Source organism: Algoriphagus taiwanensis (assembly GCF_036245645.1).
Classification (GTDB): domain Bacteria; phylum Bacteroidota; class Bacteroidia; order Cytophagales; family Cyclobacteriaceae; genus Algoriphagus; species Algoriphagus taiwanensis.
Genome location: NZ_BTPE01000019.1, coordinates 34,732 through 59,275, shown reverse-complemented (window position 1 = coordinate 59,275; position 24,544 = coordinate 34,732). Strand labels below are relative to the sequence as shown.

At 45.0% G+C, this 24,544-nt stretch carries 18 protein-coding genes; 1 reads left to right on the top strand and 17 read right to left on the bottom strand.

The genetic code is table 11. The features are described 5' to 3' along the window. Nucleotides 1-319: 319 nt before the first annotated feature. The 13 genes from AAA938_RS18795 to AAA938_RS18735 form a co-directional block, all read right to left on the bottom strand. Nucleotides 320-2,023 carry a peptidase associated/transthyretin-like domain-containing protein gene (locus AAA938_RS18795; RefSeq protein ID WP_338230316.1) on the bottom strand — a complete coding sequence of 568 codons (1,704 nt, stop codon included), beginning with the start codon at nt 2,021-2,023 and terminating at the stop codon, nt 320-322. Beyond that, the gene (locus tag AAA938_RS18790; protein ID WP_338230315.1) at nt 1,950-2,918 is read right to left on the bottom strand and encodes a FecR domain-containing protein; all 969 of its coding nucleotides are present in this window, start codon (nt 2,916-2,918) and stop codon (nt 1,950-1,952) included. The genes AAA938_RS18795 and AAA938_RS18790 overlap by 74 nt, the downstream gene beginning before the upstream one ends. Further along, a complete protein-coding gene (locus AAA938_RS18785) occupies nt 2,915-3,496 on the bottom strand; it encodes an RNA polymerase sigma-70 factor (protein WP_338230314.1) in 582 nt (193 codons plus the stop codon). Before AAA938_RS18785 ends, AAA938_RS18790 begins: the two co-directional genes overlap by 4 nt. A 142-nt stretch (nt 3,497-3,638) precedes the next feature. Continuing rightward, the gene (locus AAA938_RS18780; protein ID WP_338230313.1) at nt 3,639-5,081 is read right to left on the bottom strand and encodes a TolC family protein; all 1,443 of its coding nucleotides are present in this window, start codon (nt 5,079-5,081) and stop codon (nt 3,639-3,641) included. Next, nucleotides 5,078-8,245 (bottom strand): efflux RND transporter permease subunit, encoded by a 3,168-nt coding sequence (locus AAA938_RS18775; RefSeq protein ID WP_338230312.1) that lies wholly within the window; start codon nt 8,243-8,245, stop codon nt 5,078-5,080. The genes AAA938_RS18780 and AAA938_RS18775 overlap by 4 nt, the downstream gene beginning before the upstream one ends. Before the next feature lie 25 nt (nt 8,246-8,270). Next, nucleotides 8,271-9,464 (bottom strand): efflux RND transporter periplasmic adaptor subunit, encoded by a 1,194-nt coding sequence (locus AAA938_RS18770; protein WP_338230311.1) that lies wholly within the window; start codon nt 9,462-9,464, stop codon nt 8,271-8,273. Nucleotides 9,465-9,537: 73 nt separating this feature from the next. Continuing rightward, on the bottom strand, nt 9,538-9,882 hold the full coding sequence (locus AAA938_RS18765; protein WP_338230310.1) for a hypothetical protein: 345 nt from the start codon (nt 9,880-9,882) through the stop codon (nt 9,538-9,540). 208 nt (nt 9,883-10,090) lie between these two features. Beyond that, the gene (locus tag AAA938_RS18760) at nt 10,091-10,930 is read right to left on the bottom strand and encodes a sterol desaturase family protein (protein WP_338230309.1); all 840 of its coding nucleotides are present in this window, start codon (nt 10,928-10,930) and stop codon (nt 10,091-10,093) included. A gap of 197 nt (nt 10,931-11,127) precedes the next feature. Beyond that, nucleotides 11,128-11,589 (bottom strand): hypothetical protein, encoded by a 462-nt coding sequence (locus tag AAA938_RS18755; protein ID WP_338230308.1) that lies wholly within the window; start codon nt 11,587-11,589, stop codon nt 11,128-11,130. Between the two features lie 121 nt (nt 11,590-11,710). Beyond that, nucleotides 11,711-12,283: a helix-turn-helix domain-containing protein gene (locus AAA938_RS18750; RefSeq protein ID WP_338230307.1), complete on the bottom strand. Its 573-nt coding sequence runs from the start codon at nt 12,281-12,283 to the stop codon at nt 11,711-11,713. A 181-nt stretch (nt 12,284-12,464) separates the two neighbouring features. Then, nucleotides 12,465-13,589, bottom strand: coding sequence for a TIGR03364 family FAD-dependent oxidoreductase (locus AAA938_RS18745; RefSeq protein WP_338230306.1), 1,125 nt, complete (start codon nt 13,587-13,589; stop codon nt 12,465-12,467). After that, nucleotides 13,582-14,901: a DUF5690 family protein gene (locus AAA938_RS18740; protein WP_338230305.1), complete on the bottom strand. Its 1,320-nt coding sequence runs from the start codon at nt 14,899-14,901 to the stop codon at nt 13,582-13,584. The genes AAA938_RS18745 and AAA938_RS18740 overlap by 8 nt, the downstream gene beginning before the upstream one ends. 1 nt (nt 14,902) lies before the next feature. Next, nucleotides 14,903-15,616 carry an HAD hydrolase-like protein gene (locus tag AAA938_RS18735; RefSeq protein WP_338230304.1) on the bottom strand — a complete coding sequence of 238 codons (714 nt, stop codon included), beginning with the start codon at nt 15,614-15,616 and terminating at the stop codon, nt 14,903-14,905. A 310-nt stretch (nt 15,617-15,926) separates the two neighbouring features. Here AAA938_RS18735 and AAA938_RS18730 point away from each other — a divergent pair, with 310 nt between their 5' ends. Further along, entirely contained in the window at nt 15,927-16,517 is a 591-nt protein-coding gene (locus tag AAA938_RS18730; RefSeq protein ID WP_338230303.1) for an HD domain-containing protein, read from the top strand. Nucleotides 16,518-16,685: 168 nt separating this feature from the next. On the opposite strand, the gene AAA938_RS18725 is transcribed toward AAA938_RS18730, so the two are convergent. The 4 genes from AAA938_RS18725 to AAA938_RS18710 form a co-directional block, all read right to left on the bottom strand. Next, nucleotides 16,686-18,353, bottom strand: coding sequence for a metallophosphoesterase family protein (locus tag AAA938_RS18725; protein WP_338230302.1), 1,668 nt, complete (start codon nt 18,351-18,353; stop codon nt 16,686-16,688). Continuing rightward, complete coding sequence (locus AAA938_RS18720; RefSeq protein ID WP_338230301.1) at nt 18,350-19,438, bottom strand: alkaline phosphatase family protein; 1,089 nt, start codon at nt 19,436-19,438, stop codon at nt 18,350-18,352. Before AAA938_RS18720 ends, AAA938_RS18725 begins: the two co-directional genes overlap by 4 nt. A 75-nt stretch (nt 19,439-19,513) precedes the next feature. After that, the gene (locus tag AAA938_RS18715) at nt 19,514-21,076 is read right to left on the bottom strand and encodes a SusD/RagB family nutrient-binding outer membrane lipoprotein (RefSeq protein ID WP_338230300.1); all 1,563 of its coding nucleotides are present in this window, start codon (nt 21,074-21,076) and stop codon (nt 19,514-19,516) included. Nucleotides 21,077-21,095: 19 nt separating this feature from the next. Next, complete coding sequence (locus AAA938_RS18710; RefSeq protein WP_338230299.1) at nt 21,096-24,311, bottom strand: SusC/RagA family TonB-linked outer membrane protein; 3,216 nt, start codon at nt 24,309-24,311, stop codon at nt 21,096-21,098. Nucleotides 24,312-24,544: the final 233 nt, after the last annotated feature.

Below are 24,544 nucleotides of genomic sequence, written 5' to 3'. Positions count from 1 at the left end.
ACTGACCGGTATATTTCTTCCAAATCTCAACTTTTGAGTAATTCCCCGAAAGATACTCTTTGATCATTTCTTCCCGTTCAGCCCAACTCAGAGATCCTATTCCTCTTGTTTTTTGTTCTTTTTGTCGTTTCATAGTAGTTTACTTTGTGTAAACTCAATTCAGGACAAGTCAGACTAAGCCAACTCCCCCTTTCCAAAAGGGGGTTAGGGGGATTTTCAACTTTCTCTCTTTCGATTTAAACTGCTTAATGGTTGGATTATGGATAGCCGTAAATAGTTACCCAATCTTAAATTCACGAATGGAATGCCTAATCCATACTTAGAAAAACCGAAAACCGGCCCTGAAACCCATCCAAAGCTGTGAACCCAATCTGCGATCCAAGTTTTCAGACTCGAAAAAAATATTGGGATCGGAGTAAGAAAACAGCTCCGGGTGGCCGAAAAAGCTGGTATCATACCTCCGCCAATTCAAAGTAGGCCCGACAAAAAGAGCAAAGTTGTTGGCCATTTGGTATTCAAAACCCAAGTAAGCCTTGGACACAAGATTAAGGGCTTCAATCGAGCCATTGGACACTTGGTCAGCACTTAGTTCGATGTTTAGGAAGGTCTTTTTACCCAACCTTGGAGCAGTCCCGATCCCATAGCCAAAGGACCAAGTCGGAGAATCCAAACTCTCCGGTCTGAATCCAGCCTGAAAAAAGTTGTAAAACCTCCGGGTTCCCGATCGAAAAGACAGGTTCAGAGGAAGCATTTCATTGGCTCCGAATTCAAGGGTTCGATAGCCATTTCGAACAATATTGAGCAAGCCAAAAGAAACCCCGGAAAGACTGTCAGCCAGATTGACCAGTCCCAATTGGAAGCCAGAAACATTTCTTCCCCAATTCAGAAAAGCACTTACCTGTACTCCCCTGACATCCCTATGGGTGTAATTGATAAAGCTTGCCATTTGTACTCCTTGGAGGGATTCTGTGGTGAAATTGATCAGTCCAGCTCCCTGAAAAGCCTTGACTGAATCCAAGGTCATATTCACCAATCCTGCCAGCTGTAGCCCGCGAGTCTGCCCTCCCACCTGATTATACAGCCCGGCTAGCTGTACCCAACTTACATCTCCACGGTCGATATTGAAGATCCCTCCCAACTCCGCGATACGGGTACCTCCGGAGTAGCCTCCGATCAAATTGAAGGAAAAATCATTGACTACTGCGCCGGAGATTTTCCGGTTACTTCCGACAAAGGGAACCAGAGTAAACTGAATCGTGCGACTGAGGGTGGAGTCCAGGTTTTGGGAGTTTCGGACTCCTTTGGAGCTTTTGGTCCAAAACCAAACCTCCTTGGCCGACTCAGATACACTTTTCCCTAATTTCTGCCAATCAATTTCCTCTGCTTTTAGCCTGATTTTCTGGAAAGCAGATTTTTTCTCAAGCAAAAGGGTATCTGAAAAATCCTTCTTGTTTACGATCAGTTGGAAGTTTTCTTCCGCTGGATTTTTAACTTCCAACTCGAAATAGCCAAACTGGTCCGTGGTGGATGATTTCAGGGTAATCGGATCATAAATCGTGGCATCCCGGATTCCCTGCCCCCCTTCATCGACTACATAGCCACTGATCACTATTTCCTTTTTTTCCTGAGGCCGGGGAGTAAGAATCACATAATTTCCCTTGGTTTTGAACTGCACCTCTCCCTTGAAAACCGTCTCCAAAATCTCCCGAAGTGGTCGGTCTTCAAACTTCCCCGAAAAGTTCTGCTTCACATCCAGCACAGAAGGACTGTAAGAAAAACGACATCCAGCCTCCTGCTCCACCTTTTTCAAGACCGATTCCACGGACTCCCGCTCAAAGGATATGCTTAGCTTCTTTTCCAAAAGGGGAATTTCTTGAGCCTGCACATTGAGACAAAAAATCAATCCTCCCAAGAGAAGAATCAGGCGTACCGGACGTTGAACCCATGGATTATTCACAGCCTTCACCTTGGATACGGATTTGATCGGAATCGTAAACCACCTCCAAAGATAAGGTCTCTGCAATGATGCCTAGGATGGTCTCCAAGTCCTCGTTTTCAAAAGTCACAGTCAGCCTGCAAGTGGCCAAGTTGGGAGCCAAAACGATCTTTCTCCCAAAGCCGGACTCCAAATCCTCCACGACTTGAGCCAAGGAACTTTCCTCGAAAAAGAATTGCCTGCTTCTGAAAGCAGCTACATTCGGGTTGGCGGGTTCTTTGGTGAATTTTTGCGTCTGCTTATCATAAATTCCCTTTTCACCCGCTTTCAGGTCAATCCCCTGGTCCTCCGAGAGAAAAAATCGCACTTCTCCCTCTTGGACGGATACTTCCACCGTCCCGGCCTCTTCAGATCCTTGCACATGGAAAACCGTGCCGATATCCAAAATTCTCAATTCGCCGACTTCCACCATCCATTGGACCTTTTTGGTATCGGGGATAGAAATCAGTGCTTCTCCCTTCAGTTGGATCAAGCCTTTCTTTTTCCGCTCATTGTATTCCACTTGGACTTCTGACCCCTGTTTGAGGGCCAACTCGGTCTGATCCGGCAAGATTTCGGTCCTATTTTCCTTTTCGCTTACGAAAGAAAATTCCTGAGCGGGAAGATTTTGGTAGAAAACATAAGCCAAGGCAAAAACCAAAATCAAGCCCGCTGCTATCCCCCAAGGGAGAATCAGGAAGCGGGTTTTCTTTTCATTTCCGCTGATTTTTCGCCTTACTTTTTCCCAAGCAGCATCCACATCCACCTGTACATCCTCAGAAAGCTGCGCCTTTTCAAAAATCACTCGGGCATCATCCAGATATTTTTGGTTTTCGGGAGAAAGGGCACACCAGTCCATCAGCTCAGAAACTTCCCTTTCTGAGGCTTCACCGACCAGGTACTTGCTGATCAATTCTTCAATGACTTGCTCGGGAATATTCATGGCTCCAAAAATCCTTTCATTAGTAGTGCAATCAAGGGCAAATACTCCTTGAGATATCCCCGCATCAGTTTCAGAGCCTTGCCCATCTGATTTTCAACGGTCTTGATGGAAATCCCCAGCTGATCGGCGATTTCCTGGTATTTCAGCTCTTCAAATCGACTCATGGTGAAAATCAGGCGACACTGCTCGGGAAGTTTTCCGATGGCTTGATGGATTTTACTTTCCAGTTCGCCTTCCAAGGTGAGGTGATCTGCAGGGGAAGATATAGGTTCATCCAAGGCGACCTGCTTAGCCTGATAGGCCAATTTGACCCGCTCATGCTTGAGCTCGTTCAGGCAGGAATTGCGGACCGTTCGATAGAGATAGGCCTTGAGAGAAGAGTCAATGTGGATTTCTGCTTTTTTCTCCCAAATCCCGATAAATGCAGCTTGCACCACTTCCTCCGCCCAGTCGGGGTCCTTGAGGTAAGTGCCTGCAAAACGGCATAAAGAAGGGTAATGAGTCTTGAACAGCATCTCGAAAGCAGGAATTTGGCCTGACTGAATCTGAAAAAAAACCTCCTTATCCGTGATTTGCATGGGATCAAAAAACAATCCCCGCAAGATAAGCTTTTGGTTTCTTTTTTTAGAAAAGACAACCGAGAGATGCTTTACCCCTATTGGGAGCAGTATTTTTTATTGAGTTTTTTAAAAAAATAAAGGGGGAAAATCCCCCCTTCAATTAATTCCATCCTCCACCCAAAGCCCGGTACAATTGCACATGGGACTGTAGGCGGGAAGCTTTGAGTTCTGCCAGCTCAATGGCTGATTCCAGTGCTCTACTTTGGGCGTTGATCACCTCCAGGTAATTGGCATAGCCCACAGAAAAGAGCGTATTGGAATTTTCAACCGATCGCTCCAAGACGGAGACTTCGTACTGCTTGAGCTTCAGCTGATTGTCAAAGGTCTGGATCTGATTGACCAAATCGAGGACTTCCAGATAAGCATTCAGAGTTCGCTTTTCATAATCCAAAAGGGCAATCTGCTGATCCGTACGGGCAAGTTCAAACTCCGTCTTGATCACTCTTCGGTTGAATATCGGCGCGGTCAGTCCGGCCCCAAACTGATAAATGGTAGAAGCAGGATTGAAGAAAAGCTTGGAAAAGTCAAAGGCATTGAATCCGGCCATCCCGAAGAGGGTAATGGAAGGATAAAAGGCAGCTTTGGCAGCATTGACATCAAACTTGGTAGCCTGAAGGTTGAGTTCAGCCTCTCGCACATCGGGTCGATATTGGAGCAACTGAGCAGGCAAACCTACTTCAAGCACTCTTGGCCGCTCCACCGCGCTGTCCAGCTCGATTCTTTCCAAAGGAATATCCACTGTCCCCACCAATCGGGTCATTTCGTATTCGGCGCTTTTCTGCTCTCTGAGCTTGGCCTCCAGTTGCGACTTGGAGTTGAGTACCAAGGCCTCAAACTGATCAATGGCCAGCTGATTGGCTCGTCCGCCCTCCTTCAGCTCGATGATGAGCTGAAGGGCCAGTTCTTGCAATCGGATATTTTCCTTGAGAATGTCGATTTCCGCATCGAAAGCCAACAATTGATAATAGGTCGAGGCTACTTCGGATATCAGCCAGGTCCGCACGCTTTTGGAAAATTCCTCAGAGGCGAGGTAGCGTGCCGCAGCAGCTTTTTTCCGGTTTCTCAACTTTCCCCACACATCGATTTCCCATTCGAAGTTCGCCCCGACAATAAAATCCTTGTATGGGTCAGGAATCAATTGATCTTCGGTAAGATCGGGAGAAAGGTTGGTATCGAAATTACCCACTCCATCCATGGTAAAATCCCCAAATTTACGTTGAGCCGCCCCAGCCATTCCGGAAATTTCCGGAAGCAGACCGGCCTTGGCTCTCAGAAGGGATGCTCGGGCAGCTTTGATCCGTTGCAGGGTGATGAGATTATCCTGATTGTTGGCCAAAGCACTTCCAATCAAACCCCGAAGCCGGGGATCGGAGAAGTAATTTTGCCAGGCTATCTGGGCCAAAGTGGAGGTAGAATCCGACTCTTCTTCGGAATACTGTCCGGGTAGGCGAAGGGAAGATTCCGGATCGGCAACATTATTCACAGACTTGCATCCTGAGATCAAAATCAATCCCAGGATGCTCAAAATCATTATTTTTTTCATGCGTGTACTTCTTGGCTTTGGGTGGTGATTTGGAGTCTTTTGGCTTTCTTTTCTTTGAGTCGAGTATCTATGGTCTCAAAGACCACATACAAGCCCGGAATCAGAAAGACTCCAACCAAGGTTCCGATGAGCATTCCTCCAGCTGCAGCTGTACCGATGGTTCGGTTACCGATTGCTCCTGCACCGGAAGCTAAAGTCAGCGGAATCAAACCGCAGATAAATGCAAAGGATGTCATCAGGATAGGACGCAGACGCTCCACTCCCCCATTGATCGCACTTTGCAAAATGGACAATCCTTTGGCTCGGTTTTGAATGGCGATCTCGATAATCAGGATGGCATTTTTCCCCAACAGACCAATCAACATGACCAGCGATACCTGTGCGTAGATGTCATTTTGCAAGCCTACCAGATTGAGAAAGAAATAGGAGCCAAAAATCCCCGCAGGAAGGGAAAGAATCACCGGAAGCGGGAGCATGTAACTTTCATACTGAGCAGAAAGCAACAAGTAAACAAAGACCAAACAGATCAGGAAAATATAGACTGCCTGATTTCCCGACGCAATCTGCTCCCGAGTGATCCCTGACCAATCGATGTCAAAGCCTCTTGGCAGGATTTCAAGGGCTACTTCCTCCACTGCCTTGATTGCATCACCGGAGGAAAATCCGGGTGCCGCATCTCCCGTGACCAAAGCTGAGTTGAACATGTTATACCGCGTCAACTGCTCAGGACCATAGACCCGCTCAAGACTGACAAAGTTGGAATAAGGCACCATGCATCCTTCCTTATTTTTGGCATACATGTCCAAAAGCGACTCAGGGGAGGTTCTGTATTCAGGAGAGGCCTGAATCATCACCTTGTACATCTGTCCGTAGCGGATGAAATTGGAGGCATAGTAGGAACCGATGTAGCTCTGCAGCGTCTCCATGGCATTGTCCACTGACACGCCTAATTTGGCTGCCTTGTCATGATCCACAGTCAATAAGAACTGAGGGAAAGAAGGGTCAAAATTGGTAAAGGCTCCGACGATTTCCGGACGTTCATTGAGTGCGGCGATAAATTCCTCATTGACCCGGGCCATATTGTCCAAAGTCCCTCCAGACTTGTCTTGAAGCCGCAGCTCAAATCCGGAAGCATTTCCAAAACCGGGAACCGGAGGTGGTGCCAAAAACTGAATATCTGCTCCCTTGATGTGCGAGGTCCGCTCGGAATACTCCGTCATTAGCGTATTGACATCCTTTTCCCTATCACCCCATGATGCCAAGTTGATCATGCCCATTCCATAGGAAGCACCTGCGGTTTCGGTCAGGAGGGAGTATCCGGCCAAAGTAGATACAGTCTCCACTTCCTCCAAAGGAAGTAAAGCCGCCTGTACCTGATCCATGATTTCGGAAGTTCGGTCTACTGTCGCACCCGGAGGGGTAGTCACGTTCACGTAAATCATCCCCTGATCTTCATTGGGGATAAAGCCAGTCGGAGTGATTGTCAACATGCCATAGGTAAGTCCAAAAAACAAAACCAAGGATCCGTAGGTGACCACTTTGCGGTTGGCAATTCCTTTGATAATGGTCGCATATTTCCCTGCCAAGGCTTCATAACGGGCATTGAACCCGTTGAAAAACTTTTGCAACCAGCTTTCTTTCCCTTCTCCAGCATGATGCATAGGCTTTAGCATCATGGCACAAAGGGCAGGAGAAAGTGTCAAGGCATTGATCCCCGAGATGACAATGGCAATCGCCAAGGTCAGGGAGAACTGCCGGTAGAAAATCCCCACGGGTCCGGAAAGGAAACTCACCGGGATAAACACCGCAGACATTACCAGGGTAATGGCTACGATCGCGCCGCCGATTTCTTTCATCGCTGCAATCGTGGCGTCAAAAGCATTGAGCTTGAGGTCATGCATTTTCACATGGACAGCTTCCACCACCACGATGGCGTTGTCCACCACAATCCCGATAGCCAAAACCAGAGCAAACAGCGTCAGCAAATTGATGGAAAAGCCAAAAAGCTGCATAAAAAAGAGGGTTCCAACCAAGGATACCGGTACCGCGATCGCAGGAATAAGCGTAGATCGGAAATCCTGAAGGAAAATAAATACCACGATAAATACCAGAAGAAAAGCCTCAATCAGGGTCTTCAACACCTCAAAAATCGAAGCATCCAAGAATCGGCTTACATCATAAGACACGTTGAAAGTCATTCCCGGAGGAAAGGAAGAATCCTGAAGCTCGGTCATTTTGGCTTTGATGTTGGAGATTACATCTCTCGCATTGGAGCCGGGTCTCTGCTTGATCATGATGGATGCAGAGGGCTTGCCATCCGTCATCGACACCATGGAGTATTCTAAGGCATCAAACTGAATATCTGCCACGTCTTTAAGCTTGAGCAAAGAACCGTCAGGGAGGGCCTTCAGGGTGATGTTTTCGTAGTTTTCTTCCTGATTGAACTTTCCCGTGTATTTCAATACATACTGTAAGGCCTGAGGATCTCTGTCAGAGGAAATTCCGGATTTTCCCGGAGCTGCTTCCACGTTTTGGGCACGGATGGCCTCAGTCACGTCCTGAGGAGAAAGGTCATACGCCGCCAATCGATCCGGCTTGAGCCAAACCCGCATCGCATAGTCTTTCATCCCCATGATTTCGGCTCGTCCTACACCGTCGATACGCTTCAGTTCGGGAAGGATATTGATATCGGCAAAGTTGTAAACAAACTTCTCATCCTGAGTGGTATCTGAAGTGGTCAGGTTGAGATAGAGAAGCATAGAGTTGACCTCCTTTTCTGTTTGCACCCCTGCACGGATTACTTCTTCCGGGAGTTCGTCAAGTACGGTGGCTACCCGGTTTTGGACGTTTACTGCAGCTTGGTCAGGATCGGTACCGACTTTGAATACGATATTGATCAGGGTAATCCCGTCATTGGTATTGACCGAAGTGATATATTCCATCCCTGGCACCCCGTTGATGGCTCGCTCCAAAGGCGTAGCTACCGCTTTGGCCAAAACTTCGGCATTGGCCCCGGTATATCGAGCAGTCACCGTCACCGCAGGGGGTACGATATCCGGAAATTGGGTGATCGGCAAAGAAGTCAAAGCCAGAATACCCAAGAGAGTAATAAACACAGAAATGACCGTGGAGAGTATCGGCCTCCTGATAAATAGCTCAAACATGTCGTGGAGAATTTAAGGCTTCAGATTATCGGGCGCTTAGCAAGTTTTGGTAAACGTCGGCGGCAGCAATGGACTCTGGGACCACTTTTGAACCGTCTTTCACCTGCTGAATTCCTTCAAATACAATCCGATCTCCCGGTTCAAATCCATCTGCGATGTAGTAGATATCATACCGCTGAATAGGCTTGAAGCTTCTTACTTTAACTGTGTTTTCTTTGTCCACTACATAGACGTATGTGAAATCCTGGATTTCGAAGGTTGACTTCTGAGGAATCAGGAATACCCCTTCCATCTTGGAAAGCATTTCGATCTTGCCTGAAGCCCCATGCTTAAGCAAATTGTCCGGATTGGGAAAACGAACCCTGAATCCAATAGACCCCGTGCCTGACTCGATATCTCCTTCTGTGGTCTCCAACTTGCCTTTTTGCGGATATTTTTCTCCATCAGAGAGAATCAAAGTCAGCTGCTCAGAAAAGCTATCCGCATTTCCTCCTTCAATCTTGCTTCTCATGAAGTTGAGGTATTCGTTCTCGTTTACTTTGTAGTAAGCAAAAACTGAGGAGACATCGGTAATGGAAGTCAGTAGATCGTTTTCAGTGACCAAGCTTCCGATTTTGTGAGGGATTCGGTCCACAATGCCATCGAAAGGAGCTTTCACCGTGGTGTAGGAAAGACCGGTCTGAGCTGCTTTAAGCAGAGACTCTGCCTCAGCGATTTGAGAATCCGCTATTGCCTTTTTGGATTTGGCCAGTTCCAGCTCGGAAGGAGAAATGATGTTTTTATCCACCAAGATCTGCAGCCGTTCCATTTCCACTTTTGCAGCAGTCTGTTCTGCCTTGGCACGAGCCAGTCCTGCCCTCGCGGAATTCACCATTTCATTGTACTCTGCAGAGGAGAGTTGAAAGAGCTTTTGGCCTTTGTTGACAAACTGTCCCTCGTCAACAAATATCTGGTCCACAAACCCCTCCACTTTGGAACGGACTTCGACAAACTGTATCGCCTGAATGTCTGCGATGTAAGTCTGAGGCACATCCACGGCTCTGGGCTGAAGCTCAAGCACCGGCACGCTGATGGCTTCACTTTCTTTGTTGTTTTTGGAATTTCCTTCGGTACAGGAAGCAGTAAGTCCTGCAATCAGAACCAATACTGCGAGCGAGGTCAATGGTTTAATGGCAAATGTTTTCATGGCAGAAAACACAGATGTTTTTTCAGTTTTCATGGAGTTAAGAATATAAGATGGGTCCTGTCTTCCGATCAGAAGCAGGCAAAGGGCTTAGGCAAAAAAATAATAATCAGGGCGCGTTGACCTGAATGGCAAACTGAATGAATAATTTAAAATATCGCTGAAGATGGATTTCAGAATAGGATTTAGCAATCCTACAGGTAAAAAAGACCAAACCCTTGGAAGGAGAGAGGTCGAAATTTCTTTCATTCTTGATTCGCTGGCTGGAGGACTGGGAGGCTCTGACTCGGGCCTCTGCAGGCACATGATCCGAAAAGTCAAATTCGAATACATTGTACGACTCATATCCTGTCCATGCTTGGGATTCAGGCAATGCCTTCGACGGAGCGTAGTCTTTGACAGAATAAACGCCCAAAAAAAGTAAGAAAACAACAACACCAAGTATTCTTTTCATTTTTCAGTCAAACAGGCTGTAAGCAATGATAGATTTTAGGCAATTGAAATCGAATACAAAACAAAGGCTAAACCGAGGATTGTTTCAATAAGTTTCAAAATTATCATTATCATTTTTTATATAAATGGTAAAAATGATTGATTATTTGAAAGGGTGAATTCCCAAATCCTGACAAAATCACAATAGGATCAGCGAGGATTTAGAAATCTCACATTCGGGCATTTACCGAAGATTCTACTTTGACATTCCCGTCCTCCCGGGTATGCTCATCAAAGCGTTTGGCAAACCCGGAATCCTCTGTTTTCATCCAAACATCCCAGAACGTAAAGTAAAGGCCGTAGTTGCAGCGGTATTTCAGGTGGTGCTGATCGTGATGGGTAGCGCCTACCATCCATCGGAAAAATGAATTGGACTGAGCCCCTTCCGGATACACTTCAATCCCCGAGTGGTTGATCACCGCCGTGACAGACATGGTAATCAATAGCGCGATCAAAACGAAAAAGTGCATGGGTAAAACCAGAATCAAGACGGGCAGAAAGATTGCCTGAAGGCCCGCCTCTATCGGATGGAAGGAAAAGGAAGTAAAAGAACTGGTGTAAAGACTATTGTGGTGAATGTGATGAAAGTGCCTCAGCACTTTGGGCTGATGCATCCATCGGTGAAGCCAGTAGTAATACGTTTCATGGATAAAGAGAGCCAGGAAATAGCTTATCGGAATCCAGAAAGTATCCCACCAACTCAATTGGGTGTACAGCTGGGTGAGTCCGGACTGCCAAAGAATCAACAAGACAACCCCGGCAAAAGCGAAAATCAGTCCCCCAAGGAAAGAATACCAGATTTCCTTTTTCACTTGGGGAAGGCGAACCTGCTGATGAAGCCTTCTAAAGGGCAAAGAGTCTCCCAGTTTTTTGTAAACCAACTCATGATACCCCCAGGCCAAAGCCAAGTATCTGAGAAAAATCCCTGCAAACAGGATGGAGAAGATCAAAAGAAAATTCCCTGGCTTGCTGTAATCGGGGCCTAATAACCAATCAAGATTGAAATCCATTTCTTTCCGAGTGAGTCCTCAAAATTAGCAAATTACAGGCGGGGCCATCCATCCGCTCAGCCCAATATTTTGCCAAAAGCAAGAAAATGAATCAAAAAAAGCCCAGACAAAAAATTGTCTGAGCTTTAGTAGGGTTATTGGTTCAGGAAACAGGAAAAGTCAATTTCCTCTCAAAACCTTTATTTTCAAATTAGAGCTTATTGAGCAGTGCGGGAAAAAAACATCCGGGTGATGAAGATCCCCTGACCGTCTTCGGCACCTGCATCACTTTCCACTCCACTCGTCACAAAGCGAAGATCCCAACCCTCACCCATCAATTCCATGATTCGGGCTCCAATCATGGCATCATTGCTGGCCACGTTTTGGAAGTTGATCCCACCAATGGAAAAGAAGTTGAGAAGCTTGGTCTCGTCAAATTCATCCACTTTGATATCCTGACGTCTTACTGACCCTTGGTTGGATTTGGTGCCATTGGTTCTTGATGTTCGGAAATCCTCGGTATTGATTTCTGTCATGTTTTCGATCATCCGGCTACGACCGATTCCGGCAGGGACGATGGATTCCACTACAGTGACCACCTTCCACTCGGAGATATCCTGAGCTTGGGATTGCTGAATTATGGCCAAAATGACCAAAAGAGAAAGCATTGCTTTTTTCATAGTGTAAATTGATTTGAGTTGATTTGATTTTGTACGGAAGGAAATAGGTTGTGGTGAGGCAGTTTTGAAGAAAAGATAGAAGCCCACTGGTTTTTTTGGCATATCTGAGCCAGAGAATTTTTCACCCTTCAAAAAAATAAACCACCAGCATTTTAGCGACATCTTGTCCCAAATTGATCGGGTTATGCTCCATTTTTCCATCGAAAAGCATGGAATCCCCTTCATTTAAAAGAATCTGGTGATCTCGGAATAAGTACTGAACAGAACCTGACAAGATGTATTTGTACTCGAAGGCATCCGTTTGAACAAACTCCCTGGTTGCACCAGGCTGGATTTCAAGAAGGACAATGTCGACCGTGGAAGAATTAATTTTCTTGGTGAAAATCCTGAAATAGTCATATCCCTCTGCTGCCTCTTTTTCAAACTTCTGATATTCCTCTCTTCGCTTCACCAAGATCTTTCCTTCTTTGCTGTATCCATCCAAATCATTGAAAAAATCATCCAATCCCACTTCCAGTGCTTTGATGATTTGAATGAGAACCAACAAGGATGGAATGGTTCTGCTGTTTTCAATTTGCGAAATCAGGCCCTTGGTTACTCCCGCTCTGTCTGCAATATCCTGGAGGGTTAAATTTTTTTCTTTTCTGATACTCTTCAGCTTATTGCTGATTTGGGCTATTACTTCCTGTTCCATTCCTGATTGATCACCAAAAGGGTAAACTTTCTCAAATAAACAGAAAATAATTAATCAGAAAAGTCCAGAGACTGGTGCACTACATTTTCTTTTAGAGAAAAAGAAACATTCTGACAAATACTCCATCGGATCAAAAACTCAGGGCTTTTAGCTTAAAAATTAAATGGAATTCATTCATTCATTAAAGATCCTTTACTACCTCTTCACCCAATCCAAAAGAAAGGGTCATTCCGGCGCCTCCCAAACCATTGACAACTGTTACTACCTGATCAACCTGATGAATAAATTCAGTCGTTCCATTGGTCATTTTAGGGTAGATTCCATGCCAGGCTGAGTCGATTCTCCAATCTTTAAACTGGGCAAAACTTTTCAAAAAATCCAAGATCATTTCGTTGACCTCTGTCCTGTCAAATGGAGAAAGTTCCAATCCATACTCATGACTGTCCCCGATCGTCAATTCCCCGATTCCATTTTGGGAAACCATCACGTGGATTCCCCATTGGATCAAATCGGGATATTTTTCCTCATAAACCTTTCTTAGTTCCTCCAAAGAGGGAGCAACCTGAAAGCCCTTGTAGTGAATGAAACTCAAACCTGCGCATAAGGGTGGTCCAATTCTCCAATTTTCAGGCTGCTTGACCAATCGCATCATCTGCAGCTTGCACTTGGTTATGGATATGGAATGAAAAAGCTCCGGATACAGCGTCTCAAAATCAGCGCCTGAGCAAACAAAAATCCGATCGGCTGACCAATGTTTCTGTCCTGAAAAAGCCGTATTTCCTTCAATTCTGTTCACCGCCCTTCCCCAGACAAACTCTACCCCGGGGAGGGTTTCCAAATAGTTTGCAGTTTGAAAAATAGCCTCCCGGGGATCAACAATCACTTCTTCTTCTGTCCACAAAGCTCCTTTCAATCCTCGAAGTACCGCAGCAGGACTTTTGGACTGAACTTGCTCAGGAGTAAACACCTCCGCGGATTTTAATCCCTGCATCGCCTCGCAATATTCCTCCACTACCTGCATTTCCAAATCCGTGTAGGCCAAGTGCAAAGCACCCGTTTTCTCAGCAAAAAACCCGGCTTTTTGACTCATCTCCAGCCATAATTCCCTGGATCTCATTGCCCGATCAAAAGTGACGCCCTGAGGCTGCCCTACCGGCCAAACCATTCCGAAATTCCTCACAGATGCACCTTGGGCACGTGGATGTCTTTCAATGACTGTGACAGTCCAACCTTTTGCCTGCAGGGCTCGGGTGATGGAAAGACCGACTATTCCGGCACCGATTACAATAGCTCTTTGATTATGCATGAGGAAAGGAAATTTGAAAGGAAGGTGTTCCTTTTTGTCTTTTGAGTTTTTTCTGAAAATAAATGAATGAACCTGTCATCAGGACCAAGGAAAGACACATAAACAACAGAAGCGTTCCGATGTAAAAATTCAGCCAGCTCAGGTTTTCAAAGCCTCCAAACTGCTTAAAAACCATCACCATACTACTGCCGAGATAACCAAAACTATCCACCAGATACATCAAAAAGCCCACATTTCCAGCGTATCTGAAGGTGGCAATCATCCGGTCAAAAAGTAAACTATTGAACGGAATGTAGGCCATATACACTCCTGTACCCACCAAAACCATCCAAAGAAAAGGATTTACCCAGTTCAGCTGCAATCCAAGAGTCGAGAGAATAGCCAAAGCAAATCCTGAGAGAATAATCCAGTGATTGAGGAAGAAGGCCTTCTTGTTGCTTTTGATCAGTACCAGACAGGACATCAGGACCAGAAGAAAAAGGGTGATCGGAATTTCGGTTTGGGTCAAAAGTTCGGGTGCCACCTCTACATTCATTCCCTGCCAGATTTCCACCACGAAATTATCCCGGAGATCCCGGAGCCCGGTCAGCATCATGTATACCAAAATCAACATCAGTATCCCAGGACGAAACTTTCTGAAAAGCCTTTTTCTACCCTCCTTGTCCATGGGAGGTCTGGGGCTTCGCATTTTGATATCCTCGGCACTAGGTGCAGGGGTGTGATTGAGTAGGAAAACCCCTCCCAAAAGCAAAGGAAAAAACAAGGCGCCAGTGGTAAAAGGCATCCAAAATTCCCCAATCCCCCAATTTTGCATAAAAAAAGTCCCCACAGACTTGACAAGGCCGGAGGAAAATACAAAACTGGCAGCAAGCATACTTCCCATCATCTCCGTGAATCTTCTACCCTCCATGTAATGAAAAACAATCCCCCAAATCAAACCCAAGGGAAAGCCATTGAGCACAAAGCAAAGAATATTCAAAGGAGTAGGAAGTAATGCAAATCCCAATAAAGCCAACCAAGAAACAGAAATCAGTCCGACGATAAGCCATGCCCTGCCTTGGTCTTTGAGCTCGGATATCATTTTGATTCCGTAAAACTTACTGGCCATGTAGCCAAGAGTCTGTGCCAAAATGAGCCAAACCTTCAAATCCAATCCCAAAAAATCTTCGCCTTCAAAAGTGGCTGAAGCGAAGGGCTTTCGAAAGGAGTACATGCTACTGTAAACCAAGAACCCCATCAGGGCGGTAAACACACTCATCCAAAAGGAAGAGACATGCTCCAACTTGGCCGATAAAGCAGGAATACGGTACATTTTAATCCTGATAGGCCAATTCGTAGGCTTTCACTATCTCCAAAACCTCTGAAAGGCTAGCTACCAGATGGGTAGGCCGGTGAGGAATAAGTTCTGCTTCAGAAAAGACCCCAGAAGTAAGGCCTATACTCATCAGGCATCCTGCGTTGTGACCTTCATTGACATCTACCTCGGTATCCCCAATTTTTATCACGGACTTGGGATCATTGATGCCCAGTTCGCTCATTATTTTTTGAATCATGTGGGGATATGGACGACCCTTTTCTACCTCATCGCTTGCTGCCGTGGCATCCACCAAATTCCCATTATCCCATCCGACTCTTTTCAAAATCAGGTCTGTGATATCCCGGCTAAACCCAGTATCCAAAGCAACCAGAATCCCCATACCATGCAATGCCTCAAAAACAGCCTCAGCATCCTCCACAGGACGAACCGATGGGTCCTCGGCATAAAAGTCAAGCATCCCCTGGACAAAGGAATCATGGATGGTCATGATTAGCTCTTCAGTAATCTTTTCAGGATCAGGCTCATGGATTTCCAGCAACTCCCGGATGGCCTGAGGCTTGGAATAGCCCATTTTCTCGTTGGCTTCCTGCAAAGTCACCAAAGGATATCCATGTTGGTTTAGTGCTTTTTGGAAAGATTTTGCCACGCTGTTTTCGTCGTGGATAGTTGTACCGGCCATGTCGAACACGGCCAATTTTATTCTGGACATTGAAAATTATTTTTCCGGACTGCATCAAAAAAAGAGGGATCAACTAAGGTCAACCCCACCTTTCCTTTAAATGCAAAACCAATTCAATTACTGTTTAGTAAAAATAAACATTGTCAAATATTCTTTCCTCCAGAAAACCATTATGGTTTTGTTAAACCATTGTTAAAATCCACGCCAAGCAGATGCTGAAAATCAAAAAAATTGGAAATCAGAATAGGATGACCCTTTTCATTATTCTCGAAAACTTAATCTCCTCCATTTCTCCAAAAGTAAAGATTTATTGATTTTAGTATTTGTAAACAAAAAGACAATGAATCAGCACTTTCTTAGTCTCCCGGAAAAATTGGATTTTATTTTTGGCCTTTATGAGAAATTTGGAGGACAGGATTATATCGGAGAGCCTGTTTCCCAAATTGAACACATGTGCCAGTCTGCTCAGCTCGCTGAGGAACAGGGATATGATGAGGAGGTGATTCTTGCGGCATTTTTCCATGATATCGGACATTTATTTTCCCATCTGGAGGAAACAGAATCGATGGGTGGATTTGGCGCCAAGCGGCACGAGCAGATCGGGGCCGACTGTCTTCGGAGCTTAGGCTTTCCCGAAAAAATTGCCAAACTGGTCGAAAACCATGTCCAGGCCAAAAGATATCTGACTCACAAGTATCCGGAGTATTTTGAAAAACTATCTGAGGCAAGTAGACAAACCTTAGTCTACCAAGGAGGTCCAATGAGCGAACCTGAAGCAAGGGAGTTTGAGAGGGGTCCACTTTTTGAAGCCTCACTAAAAATGAGAACCTGGGACGAAGAAGCCAAATTGGAATTCATCCCTCTCCCCGATTTGAAAAAATACCGGGAAATGGCAGAAAAAATACTGATGAAAAGATATCGTGAGATTTAAAAAATACCTGATTTTACACGATTCTGCCAGTAGACGAATATCCCTCTGATTTTTGGCTGGAAGACCGATGACAGAGGACCGAAGATGTCCAAAATTTGACCCAAACTTGACCTTCTTCCCATTAAGTAAGCTTTCGGCAAAGTTCCGTTTATCCATTTAAAAACACCCTTATTTTTGAATCCGAAAATGATCCAAAATCTCTCCTTCTAATCCAAAAACCTCCCATTCGAAGCTTTGATTGCCCATTTCCAATATCCCGAAATGATGTTTTTTGATCAACAGGTCCATTTCTGGCTTTGGAGAAATTCTCCCTTGAGGCTCCAATCCCCCTCCCGCTCCACCAACAATCAAGAAAGTAACCGGATATCCCGAAAAAGCCGTGGTCAAGCGCTCATAATCATGAGTATGTCCGGCAATCACCACGTCAATCAGCCCCTGATGAAAATAGGGTTCAAGCAGTTCCCGAATGCTTTGCTCCCCTTGGTATCCCGGCCATCCTTGCGAAAAAGGGGGCTGATGAAGAGCGATTATTTTCCAGGGTCTATTTCTCCATTCTTCAGACTTAAGAGTCGATTCCAAAAAATCTCGCTGACTTGAGCCTTCAGGGATACTAACCGGGAAAAACTCATTCGGATCCAAAGTCAAGAGGGCTGCTGGCCCCAGAAAATTCAGTCCGAAAGTAGCCTTTTCGTTTATGAAAAGGTGATCCTTCATTTGCTTGGGATTCAGATCTTCATAGTAACCATCGTAATCATGATTCCCGGGAACGGGTATTTGTACCGTTTTCATTAAAGAGACCGCATGGAGAAATCGGACATAGGACATCTCTTCCGAGCCATTATTTACCAAATCCCCAGCCCCCAGACTGAAATCCGGACTCAAATCTGAGATTTGCTTACTGATGTGATCAAAGGTATTCCAACCTCCCTGGGAATCACCCCAAACTGCCAACCGAACCTTCTCTTTTTGTTCAGGCAAAGAAAAACTAAACCTACCCTGATAAGCTTCTTGCTGAAAAAGATCAAACTCAAGCGATTTTTGATCAGTCTCTAAGGTGAAAATTCCATTTTCAGAGATTAGCACTTTTTCCTCTCCATTTGTCATCAGCAATCGGGCTTCTCCTGATTTTTCACTTACCCATCTGATGAAATAAGAACCCCTGTCTCCTAAAATCATGACCGGGGCAGTGAAAAGGATGGGGTATTGATCCAAAATTTCCAACCCTTTCTTTTGGATACTTTTTTTCAGTTCCTCATTTTTAACCAACTGGTTTTTTGAAAAAAGCAGCAAAGAGTCTCTTCTTGTTTGGGCTCCAGATTTCCAATGATCAAAATCCCTTTTCCTTGCCCAAGTCACTCTTCGCAAACCTCCAGCCATGGCATTGTTGACTACACGAATCAGGATTTTCTGCTGACCATTTTGGGAAATGGGAAAATACTCCCCATCTGTGCTTCTTGGAACTCTTTTTCCATCGATCCAAACCTGGGCTCCGTCATCAGCATCTACCCAAAGAATTCCTTCTTGCAAGTCAGTTTCTGTCCTATACCACATGGAATGATTGGGAAAAGTAAGCCTATGGGGTAGGTTGATCGCCAAAAATGAGTCAAAATCCGGTATATCCCGATGAATACCGGGAAGGGAATCCTTACCCAAATATTCCCATCCTGAATCCAGAGTTTGGATCAATCCAGTGTACCTAAACGTCTCGGAAAAAGCCTGGGCTAGGGTTGGGTCCGAAAAAAATACCTCTCCGAAAGTCGGAGAGGCAGTGTTTTGGGCTTTGGCATTCAAATTCCAAAGCGCTAGTAAACTAATCAGGTAAATAAGTTTTTTCATCGGAACATTTCCTTGATTGCAGGAGCGGCCTTTTCATTCGGGTAGTCCATTCCCAGAAGCTGAAAAATTGTCCTTGCCACCATAGCGGATTGCCATTGACCTTGGTTTTTCATTTCACCCAATGCAGGAGTATCCGGGCCAATAGCCATCATCCAGATTTCACCTGCATCATGAACAGAGGCCCCGTGGCTTTTCCAGCTGCTTTTATTTGTACCCCGCCCATGGTCAGTGGTGATGATCATAGTGGTTTTGTCCTTGTACTGAGGATCGGATTGGATCATTTCCCAGATTTCACGGATATAGGCATCTGTCTGACGGGCAGACCAGATATATTGGTCATACTTCCCTCCATGAGCCCAATCGTCCGTCTCTCCATAGGCAATGTAAATTACCTTGGGTTTGTACTTTTTGATCCCTTCCATAGCAAAGTGATGGGTAAAAGGATCCAATCTCACGCCTCCCCAAGGTCCACGGATTTCCTGCTGCATTCGATTTACAGTTTTCTCCACATCGGTAAGATCATCGCCTTCTGCCAGGTCAAATCCTGCATTGACCGGAATTCCGCTTCTCCCTTCATTGATGATGTAGGGAAAGACATCCCAGCTTCCAAAAGCCATGACCTTCCCTTTGTATTCTTCCATTTGGTTGAGATATTCCAAGAAAGTCACGTTGGGATTGTTGATTTTAGAGTTGGAATTGATCCGCTCGTCATCTGCAAACCCGCTCAATACTTCATTGTATCCTGGATAGGAAAACCACATTTTGTTTTGATTATCCACCCGGTTGCCAAAAGCACGGTTTCCGTAAATCTGCCCTTGAGTAGCAATGGTGCTCCAAAAGAATGGGAAGAGCATTTCTCTGCGCTTCATGGGATCAGGATGCCAATAATCAGCCAGTAACGAACCAGATGATTCAATCATTCCTGTATCGTCGATCATCAGAGAATCCGCGCCTTTGAACAACTCCTGCCAGCGTAAACCATCAAAAGTGATCAATACGATATTTTCAGTTTTGGTTGTTTTCTGAGCCCAAAGCGGCCCGGTCATCCAAAACATAAGAAAAAGGGGAAGAAATATTTTTTTCATAAGTAGCTAAGGATAAGCTACCGGACAAGAGTGCCCGATTGCCGTTAAGTCAAATTAAAGTAGGTAAGATTTTCTTTATTTCACATCCCACCAAACCCGGGTAGTGATCTCATCCTCTCCCTGTCTGGCAATTGCAGCCTTGTACTGATCCCCGTTCAGGGCTTGCACACTGGAAGGATACATATATCTTACCGGAACAGAATTGATAAATGCAGCTGGACCAGGAATGATCTCTGGGTAGCCTGTCCTTCTCCAATCGTACCAGCCTTCCATTCCTGAGAAGAAAAGAGCCAGCCACTTTTGGGTACCAATTTTAGAGAGCTTTTCCTCTCTGGTTCCAGTGTAGGCAACTCCCTCTTGCTGGAAATAGCTAGAATCCAATACCAGCTTCTCGGCGATTTGAGGAAGATTGATCAGTTGATATCTTCCCCGGAAATAATCCACGGAAGCATTGATTCCATTTTGATAATATTCCTCGGCAGTGCCGGTAGAAATAAAACCTCTCTCCCTTGCCTCAGCTAAAATAAACTGCAACTCGGCGTAGCTCATCAGCATGGCCTGAGCCCCGATGGGATTGGCCAAAGAAGTACAAGCAGAACAAGACCAAAGCAATCCTACTCTCGAAATAAAATTGGAACCTCCTTGGGCAGGATCACCTGAAGGAGAGTATTGAAGTGCTTCTTCATCACCCAAACCATTGGGAACCCCCTGATAATCTTCAAAATTACCAATAATTCCAGCACCGGAATTGGTCGTAGGCTGCGCATAGGCATAAATCCTCGGATCATTGAGATCCTTAAGCACATTCTCCATTTTCTCGCTCAATCGGTATTCATCAAATGAACCAGATCGGGTTGTGTAAAGCGGATGCTGGTTTGGCACATCTTGAAGGTATTGAAGTGCGGCTTGATCACTCTCTGACTCGAAAATCGGAGATTGGGAAGGATTGCTCAGGATAGCCTGCATGACTGCTGATGGATCCTGACGATCAGATAGGCGCATCAGTATTCTCAAGCGAAGGGAATTGGCGAATTTTTTCCACTTGTTGAGATTTCCATTGTAAAGAATGTCTCCATTTACCTGCTCAGAAGTAGTCCCGATCAGATTATTAGCTTCCTCCAGTTCTTTTAAGATCCCGGCATAGATTTCCTGCTGCTCATCAAATTTTGGATAATTGACGTCAGATTTAGCCTGAATCGCTTCAGAATAAGGAAGATCTCCGTAGGCATCTGTCATGAAGGAAAAAAGATTGGCCCGGATAATTTTTGCTATCGCGACATAATTTTGCTGATTGGCTTCACCGGAGATCAGAATCACATTATTCAAATCTCTCAGGGAATTATAGAATGAATTATAGGGATTTCCCTGAGGCCCCCAGTTATATCGATCCTCATTGGTAAACTGGATTTTGGCAGTTTGCTGCATGACCACATTTCCATATCCCCAAGCCCTTCCGGCTATTTCATTGGTGGTTGACCTTAAAATATTAGGAATAAGAAGGTCAGAAGATACTCTTTCCGGGCTATTGGGGTTCATATTGATTTCCTCAAAATCCTGATCACATGAGCTTATCCCCAAGACCAAGACCAGGGAAAGTCCGGCCAAATGTTTTTTACTGATTTGCATGATTTCTTTCATTTATTCGGTTTGATACGAATTAGAATTTCAGGTTAATGTTAAATCCGATGCTTCGGGTAGATGGAAAAGACATGTCTTCTACACCTGGGATAAGGGTGCCTCCACCCATAGAAAGTGTTTCTGGATCAAAATGTGGGTTTTCGGTCCAAAGTGCCAGATTTCTACCTACCAATGATATCTTCAAATCTTGGATCGGAAGTCTCCCCAAAACACTTCTAGGAATCGTGTACCCAATGGTCACTTCTCTAAGCTTAAGGAAAGTAGCATCGTACTTCGCGGCTTCCACATTGTTTCGCTCATAGTAGCGGTTATGCCAGTTTCTGGAGGTGATTTTCACCGTATTTGGTGAGAAAGAGCCATCTGCATTTTGAACGACCCCTTCACTGATGATCCCATTGCCTTCCACGCTGAGGTCATATCCGTTTTCACGCCCAAAGAGTGTTTCTTCCAATTGACCGGAAGTGGATCCGATGGTTTTGGTACGGGATACCACAATACCTCCGTATCGGAAATCCAAAAGGAACCCAAGAGAAAGGCCTTTGTAGCTGAAGGTATTTTGGAGACCGAGCATCCAATCCGGATTATAATTTCCCTGGAGCTTCAACTCAGGATCTCGTAGAGGAGTACCTGTGGTATTGTGAATGATCTGTCCAAAGAAGGGAGAATTAGGGTCTTCAACTCTCGCAAAACCCACCCCGTAGATATTGCCCATTCTTTCTCCAACCCGTGCCTGAATATTGGCTCCGTTCCTTCCGGTTAAGGTATAAGTATCCAAGCCCTCGGTCAGCTCCAACACATAGCCTCGGGTTCGGGTGAAATTGGCCATGAAGTCCCAGTTGAATCCAGAAGGAGACTGAACTGGCCGTCCACTGAGCACAACTTCAATCCCTTTGTTCTGAATTTCCCCCGCATTGATGATTCGGGATGCATAGCCAGTAGCGATATCCAGTTCAATTGGGATAATCTGATTTCTGGTCCTGTTGTCGAAATAGGTAAAATCCAATCCAAGTCTTCCGTCAAAAAAGCGGACATCCAGACCTGTTTCAAAGGAGGCAGTTCGTTCCGGTTTCAGATCGGCATTGGAAAGACGATTGGATTCTGACTTAGCCTGTATGGAGCCCCAAGCCACCGCAGGATTAAACACGTTAGTAAGGGCATAGGGATCTGTATCATTTCCGACTTCGGCATAGGCAGCTCGAACTTTCATAAAGGAGAAGAGACTAGGAAGCTCTACCATATCCGAAATGACCGCACTCAGGGTAGCAGAAGGATAGAAGTAGCTATTGTTGTCTGCTGGCAACGTACTGGACCAGTCATTTCTTCCTGTTACATCCAAAAAGAGAATGTTTTTGAAACCAATCTGACCAAACCCATAAATTGAGTTGATTCTCTTTTCAGAAGTAAACTGGTTGACCTGTAGATTTACCGCCGTATTGGTGAAGTTGTAGATTCCAGGGATCAAAAGCTGAGGAGCTACAGTTTGGACGTAGCGGTTTTCCTGTCTCATCGCATTACCTCCCAAAGCCACACTGTAAGACCAAACAGGCTTAGTAGTCTCGGAATAGGTCAAGAGAAAGTCGGAGTTTTGCTCGTTGAAGAACACATCATCTTCACGATAATTCCCTCTTGGGAAACGCTGAGTACTGAAAGCCCGTCTTCGATCACGAAGCTCGTTGTAAGTATCCAAGCCGGTTCTCAGCATCAAGCTGAGTTTAGGAGTAAACTGATAGGATATAGAAACATTTCCAAAGATTCGGTCCTTGCTTTGTCCATTGGTGTTTTCATAGACATTGAAGTAAGGATTGTCATGGTAATTGTAGTTGTAGTTGAATTGCTGTACTCCTTCCAGTCCCGGCATCCAATAATCTCTAAGATTGCGGGTATTGATCTGACGACCATACCAGATCCACAGATACATAAGGTTCTCAGTTCCGTAGGAAATATTGGGTCTGTTACCCGAGTTGGTTCTTTGATAATTGACAATGGAATTTACTTTCAACTTATCCGTCACATTGATCCCTCCGTTCAGAGCGAAGGTGTTTCTATTAAGATCAGTGTTGGGTACAATCCCCTTTTGATCCAGATTGGTAAAAGAAAGGCGGATGTTGGATTTGTCATTTGCTCCTTCTATCGAAACATTATTGGCAAGCGTCAACCCGGTTTCAAAAAAATCATTGATATTATCCGGCTGAGAAACCCAAGGTGTAGGGGTAATCGTACTTCCTACAGGAGCATTCAAATCTCCCCCTCTAAAACCAGAAACAGATCTTGGCGAATCAAATTGGGGAATGAGCAATCCGGTGTCCATCTGAGGACCCCAGCTTTCATCTACCCCGTCTGCAATCCCTGCTCCTGCCCCGTTGACAAATTCAAACTGTCCATTATTACCTTGACCGTATTTATCCTGCCAATCCGGCAAAACCAAAACATTGTCAAATGTGGTATTGGAATTAATTTGCACTCCAAGACCTTTTTTACCTTTTCCAGATTTGGTAGTGATCAAAATTGCACCATTGGCAGCTCTCGACCCATACAAAGCGGCAGCAGCAGGCCCCTTCAGCACAGTCATGGATTCGATATCATCCGGATTGATCTCTCCGGCCGCATTTCCGTAATCCACTTCTTGGTTACCAGACCCGGAAGAACCTACAATATTGTTTGAAATCGGCATTCCATCCACCACAAACAAGGGCTGGTTGGCATTGATATTCAAGGAAGATTCCCCACGAATGACCACCCGGGAAGAACCGCCCAAACCTGCTGAGCTATTGGTAATCTGCACACCTGCGACCCTGCCGCTCAAGGAATTGATCACGTTGGTCTCTCTAGCCTCAGTGAATCGGTCTCCATCCACAGCCTGAACAGAATACCCAAGCGCCTTGGTTTCTCTTTCCACACCCAAAGCAGTCACCACCACCTCATTTAATGCTACTCCTTCGGTGAGGACTACATTGATTCTGGAGGAGCTGCCAACAGTAATCTCAACTGCCTCGAATCCTACAAATGAAAAAACAAGCGCTTCACCGCTTGCCGCCTGAATGGAATAGCTTCCATCCACATCTGTTACAGTTCCTCGGGTAGTACCTTTCACCAAAACGGTGGCCCCTGGGAGGGGTTGATTGTTTGCGTCACTTACCTTTCCGGTGATCAACTGCTGTTGAGCTAAGGAAAGATTGAGGATGAATAACATTCCAAATGTCAACATCCCCGTCCAAATGCTTTTTCGGGCAATCATTTTGTGTAGAAGTTTTTGATAGATTTAGTATTAAAAATTTTACCAAAGCTAAACTTCCACTATTCCCTTGAGATTAATCTGGAATTATCAAAACGTAAATTAACTTTCTGTTAAAGAGTGAAAAAATTTAAAAAATATAAATTTTAAGCCATTAAACGAAGATAAATTTCTTAACATGATTTCCAGTGATTATTATTTTGTTATTCATTCATTAAGAAAAAATGTATATAAAT

Coding starts and splice junctions, on each gene's coding strand:
- AAA938_RS18790 (WP_338230315.1), bottom strand. CDS start 2,918: ATGAATATTCCCGAGCAAGTCATTGAAGAATTGATCAGCAAGTACCTG.
- AAA938_RS18785 (WP_338230314.1), bottom strand. CDS start 3,496: ATGCAAATCACGGATAAGGAGGTTTTTTTTCAGATTCAGTCAGGCCAA.
- AAA938_RS18780 (WP_338230313.1), bottom strand. CDS start 5,081: ATGAAAAAAATAATGATTTTGAGCATCCTGGGATTGATTTTGATCTCA.
- AAA938_RS18775 (WP_338230312.1), bottom strand. CDS start 8,245: ATGTTTGAGCTATTTATCAGGAGGCCGATACTCTCCACGGTCATTTCT.
- AAA938_RS18770 (WP_338230311.1), bottom strand. CDS start 9,464: ATGAAAACTGAAAAAACATCTGTGTTTTCTGCCATGAAAACATTTGCC.
- AAA938_RS18765 (WP_338230310.1), bottom strand. CDS start 9,882: ATGAAAAGAATACTTGGTGTTGTTGTTTTCTTACTTTTTTTGGGCGTT.
- AAA938_RS18760 (WP_338230309.1), bottom strand. CDS start 10,930: ATGGATTTCAATCTTGATTGGTTATTAGGCCCCGATTACAGCAAGCCA.
- AAA938_RS18755 (WP_338230308.1), bottom strand. CDS start 11,589: ATGAAAAAAGCAATGCTTTCTCTTTTGGTCATTTTGGCCATAATTCAG.
- AAA938_RS18750 (WP_338230307.1), bottom strand. CDS start 12,283: ATGGAACAGGAAGTAATAGCCCAAATCAGCAATAAGCTGAAGAGTATC.
- AAA938_RS18745 (WP_338230306.1), bottom strand. CDS start 13,589: ATGCATAATCAAAGAGCTATTGTAATCGGTGCCGGAATAGTCGGTCTT.
- AAA938_RS18740 (WP_338230305.1), bottom strand. CDS start 14,901: ATGTACCGTATTCCTGCTTTATCGGCCAAGTTGGAGCATGTCTCTTCC.
- AAA938_RS18735 (WP_338230304.1), bottom strand. CDS start 15,616: ATGTCCAGAATAAAATTGGCCGTGTTCGACATGGCCGGTACAACTATC.
- AAA938_RS18730 (WP_338230303.1), top strand. CDS start 15,927: ATGAATCAGCACTTTCTTAGTCTCCCGGAAAAATTGGATTTTATTTTT.
- AAA938_RS18725 (WP_338230302.1), bottom strand. CDS start 18,353: ATGAAAAAACTTATTTACCTGATTAGTTTACTAGCGCTTTGGAATTTG.
- AAA938_RS18720 (WP_338230301.1), bottom strand. CDS start 19,438: ATGAAAAAAATATTTCTTCCCCTTTTTCTTATGTTTTGGATGACCGGG.
- AAA938_RS18715 (WP_338230300.1), bottom strand. CDS start 21,076: ATGAAAGAAATCATGCAAATCAGTAAAAAACATTTGGCCGGACTTTCC.
- AAA938_RS18710 (WP_338230299.1), bottom strand. CDS start 24,311: ATGATTGCCCGAAAAAGCATTTGGACGGGGATGTTGACATTTGGAATG.